Origin of the sequence: Shigella sp. FC1967 (assembly GCF_001743005.1) — a bacterium.
In the GTDB taxonomy this organism is placed as follows: domain Bacteria; phylum Pseudomonadota; class Gammaproteobacteria; order Enterobacterales; family Enterobacteriaceae; genus Proteus.
Window position 1 is genome coordinate 1 of the sequence record NZ_MIIZ01001115.1, and the last position, 839, is coordinate 839.

2 protein-coding genes are annotated in these 839 nt (G+C 41.6%); both read right to left on the reverse strand.

Features of this window, described 5'->3' with window-relative positions:
- The coding region (locus BHE89_RS19020; RefSeq protein WP_286146334.1) for a hypothetical protein at positions 1–771 on the reverse strand (771 nt) is incomplete at its 3' end.
- Entirely contained in the window at positions 731–817 is an 87-nt protein-coding gene (locus BHE89_RS26440; protein WP_286146336.1) for a hypothetical protein, read from the reverse strand. The genes BHE89_RS26440 and BHE89_RS19020, both read right to left, overlap by 41 nt.
- Positions 818–839: the final 22 nt, after the last annotated feature.

The window sequence follows — 839 nt, forward strand, 5'->3', positions numbered from 1 at the left end:
TGTTGCTTTATTCAATGATGTTTGAGTCTTACTTATCGGTATCTTTACTACCTCTGGATTTTGTAACAATGATTTAAGTTCGGATTCAGTAATTGTAAATTGGCTAGCATTTGAATTTCCAGAAAAATGACGTTTGATAACGTGCTCCCAACCAGCTTTTGAATCACCATTTTGGACATTTATACGGGACTGAGTGATCGGATTAGCTAAGTTACCTTTATCTATCGCATTAGGAGATCCATTTGAAATTTGATACTTGCCTACATTAATTTTCGAATCACTTGGCTTCCATGCGCCACTGGATGACTGCGAGGTTGGATTAGAAGGCAACTTTGTTGGTATACCATCACTCGCTTCTTTTATAAGTTTATTGGCCCCATCAAGATCGCCGGCTTTTAATAGTAATTTGGCTTCTTTCAGTGGTTTTGTGAATATTTTAGCAAAAGGCAATGTACCCGCAGCAGCTAACGTGTAATCAATCCAGCCATCAGCTTCAGCAAAACTTTTAAAATCACCGACCACTGGCACGAAATCAATTCCTAAAGAGGCTGCTTCTCTGAAGAATTTGTCTCGATCTTCTGCCATTTTTGCTGAGCATGCACCTGTGCTCATTCCTGCACAGTTTTCTTTCTTGTAATGCTCAATTTCTGCATTTATCCGTTCCTCTGCGACTTTCTGAGGTGTTTTACCCGCCACTTGAGCTTCAAGAAGATCACTGAGCGCATTATTCTCAACCGCATTTTTTCCCAGCTTGCGAGCCAGTAATTGCACCAGCCATATCACCGGTAGTCAGTCCACCAGCAAGACCAGAAGCCAATTGGCTCAGTGCGCTGACTTGC